The following is a 2695-nucleotide window of genomic DNA, read 5'->3' as shown; positions in this document are numbered from 1 at the left end:
GCTGGGAGCTGGGCGCCGCGGGGGCGGTGACGGCCGCGTGCAGCGGCGGGGGCATCTCCCCACCGTCTGCCGCGCCGTCCACCGGTACGGCGTCCGGGTCACCGGGTGGATCGACGGCGGGGCGACGACGTAGCCACCGTCCGCCTTGACGTCCACCCCGGTTCGGCCGGGGAGCCGGCGGGAGAGCACCGGCGGGCCGGGGTGGGCGTAGTACAGATGCCAGCCCCCGCCACCGGAGGCGACCGCCGCCGTGGGGGTCATCAGCGCCGGGTCGAGCCGGCCGCCGTGGCCCGGGTCGATGTCGACGACGACCAGCCCCGCCAGCGCGCCGGTCCGGATCGCGAGCAGACCCCGCGGCGCCGCCGACAGCATCGCGGCGACCCGGTCCAGGTCGAGGGTGGCCGCGTAGAAGCCGTGGCAGGAAAGGCACGCACATGCTTCCGGGTCGTGGTCTCGGCCGGCGTCGCGGCAGCGGGGGCAGTTCGCGACCGGCCGCTTGGTCCGGCCCAGCACGAACACCGGCCAACCCGCCTCGATGTACGACTCGGCGGCGGCCAGCAGCGCCGGAGCCGGGCCGCTCACCGGCGACCGCCCGCGGACGTCGCGGCGGGGACGTGGATCGGCATGAGGTCGGCGTGGAACGAGGCCCGGCCGTCGACGGTGATCCTGATCGGCCCGTTGTAGACGTCCCCGGGCTCGTCCGGGCGGGGCTTGGGGGTGCGGAAGCGCAGCCCCAGCGCTCCGGCGAGCCGCCGGCCGCCATGCACGAGCCGGGAGAAGTCGGCGAGGAACGCCGGGTTGACGTGGATCTGCTCCACCGGGTGCCAGCCGGACATGGACGCCTCAAGCCGGTCGGGCGACGGGAACGAGGCCCCGGCGTCGGTGTCGTCCTGGAACCGCAGCGTCGACCAGTCCGGGAGATCCACGCTGACGACCCGGCCGACCCCCGCCACGCGCGGCGGGACGGTGAGCGCGACCGGGCCGAGATCGTCGCGGCGGCGGGTCAGCGGGCGCAGCGCGCGCACCAGGCGGGTGACGTCGGGAAGGGCCAGCAGAACCGGCCCCACCGCCGGGGATGTCGAGGCCGGGGCGGTCAGTTCGGCGTGGTCGCGGTGGATGCGGTACCGGTCGGTGGCCACGGCGTGCAGCCGGCCGCCGTCGACGTGCAGGCGGACCGCGCACAGGGCCGGAAGGGTCGGGTCGTCGTAGGCGGCGAGCCGCGTGTTGGTCAGGACGTCGAACAGGTCGACGGCACTCACCGACCACACAGCGTCCGGAACGGACGGCGTTACGACAGGGCGGATGGTGCGGCTGATCGTGGCAGTAGACATGGCAGGCGGGAGTCCTTCCGGGTCAGGCCGCGGCGCCGTCCGAGGGCCGCGCGGGGGTGGCGAGGTCGAGCAGGATGGGAGGTCGGGCCGGGCCGGCGGCCAGCACGACGGGCGAGGCCGCCGGCCCGGGGACAGGGATCGGTCAGAACGGCGGCTCGTCGTCGTAGCCGGCCGGGCGGCTCTGCACCGCCTCGACCGGCGCCGGCGTCGACCACGGGTCCTCCGGCGGGGCCGCCGCAGCGGGGCGGGTGGTGTCGGCGGTGCCGCGGGCGGCGCGCACGACCTTCGCGGTCGCCCATCGCAGCGACGGGCCGATCTCCTCGACATCCAGCTCGAAGACGGTCCGCTTCTCGCCCTCGCGGGTCTCAAAGCTGCGCTGCTTGAGCCGGCCGGTCACGATGACCCGGGCACCCTTGGACAGCGACTCCGCGACGTTCTCGGCGGCCTTCCGCCAGATCGAGCAGCGCAGGAACAGCGCCTCGCCGTCGCGCCACTCGTTCGACGCCCGGTCCAACGCCCGCGGCGTCGAGGCGACGGAGAAGCTCGCGACCGCGACGCCGTTCGGCGTGAAGCGCAACTCCGGGTCGCCGGTCAGGTTCCCGATGATCGTGAGGACGGTTTCGCCTGCCATAGCTGGTCAGTCCTTCCAAGCGGGGCGGCCGGTGCGGCTGCGCGCGCACCGTCGGGCGTGCTCGATGTCGGAGGCGTGGATGACGCGAACGCCGGGGCTGAGCTGGTCGGGGTGAATGCGGTGCTCGCGCAGGGCCGCGGCCACGTGCCGGGTGCTCCACCCGGCGTAGGTGTCCGGATCGCGGGCGACCAGCGCCGGCAGGAGGTCTCCGACCCGGAGGTAGGCGGCGCCGTCGAGGGCGGCGGCGATGTCCGCGAGCACGTCGACGCTCGCCGTTGGGGGTGGGAGTTCGGCGTCAACGTCGACGCAGTACGCACCGATCTGAAACGGCGACGCGAAGGGATCGGTGACGTCGAGGACGTGCAGCCGGGTCCGCAGCGCGGCCAGCGCGACGGCGAGCGGCTCCCGGTCAACGGTGTCGAGGTCGGCGGCGGCGCTCATCGGTCGGCCTCGGCCTTGGCCTGGCAGGTGGCGCACAGCGCGTTCGGCGCGTCGGCCTGCCGGCCGCAGCCGATCAGGCACTCGCCGTGGTTGAACAGCCGGTCGAGCGGGCTGCCGGGGCGGACGGTGCCGACGGCGGTGACGGTGACGTCGGGGGCGGCGGTGGGCTTGTTGCGGGGCATGTCATGCGCTCCTGTCCGGGAGTTGGGGCGAGCGGCGGTGAGGTCAGAGGGCGGCGATGAACTCGCCCAGGCCGGCGGTGATCTGGCTGAGGACGTGGCCGAGGACGGCC

5 protein-coding genes are annotated in these 2695 nt (G+C 75.0%); all 5 read right to left on the bottom strand.

Annotated elements, in window-relative coordinates; translation table 11 throughout:
- A partial coding sequence (locus CM1CMNOD_RS17335; RefSeq protein ID WP_131774091.1) for a bifunctional DNA primase/polymerase occupies nt 1–582 on the bottom strand: 582 nt, incomplete at its 3' end.
- On the bottom strand, nt 579–1259 hold the full coding sequence (locus CM1CMNOD_RS17330; RefSeq protein ID WP_202797639.1) for a hypothetical protein: 681 nt from the start codon (nt 1257–1259) through the stop codon (nt 579–581). The genes CM1CMNOD_RS17330 and CM1CMNOD_RS17335, both read right to left, overlap by 4 nt.
- Before the next feature lie 214 nt (nt 1260–1473).
- Nucleotides 1474–1962 (bottom strand): single-stranded DNA-binding protein, encoded by a 489-nt coding sequence (locus tag CM1CMNOD_RS17325; protein WP_013874883.1) that lies wholly within the window; start codon nt 1960–1962, stop codon nt 1474–1476.
- Nucleotides 1963–1968: 6 nt separating this feature from the next.
- Nucleotides 1969–2403, bottom strand: coding sequence for a hypothetical protein (locus CM1CMNOD_RS17320; RefSeq protein ID WP_013874882.1), 435 nt, complete (start codon nt 2401–2403; stop codon nt 1969–1971).
- Nucleotides 2400–2585, bottom strand: a complete 186-nt coding sequence (locus tag CM1CMNOD_RS17315; protein ID WP_013874881.1) for a hypothetical protein — start codon at nt 2583–2585, stop codon at nt 2400–2402. Before CM1CMNOD_RS17315 ends, CM1CMNOD_RS17320 begins: the two co-directional genes overlap by 4 nt.
- Nucleotides 2586–2695 lie beyond the last annotated feature (110 nt).

The sequence above is a fragment of the Protofrankia symbiont of Coriaria myrtifolia genome (assembly GCF_900634755.1).
Taxonomy (GTDB): Bacteria; Actinomycetota; Actinomycetes; order Frankiales; family Frankiaceae; genus Protofrankia; species Protofrankia coriariae.
Note: the sequence above shows the minus strand (reverse complement) of the source record. Positions and strands in the feature narration are given on the sequence as shown.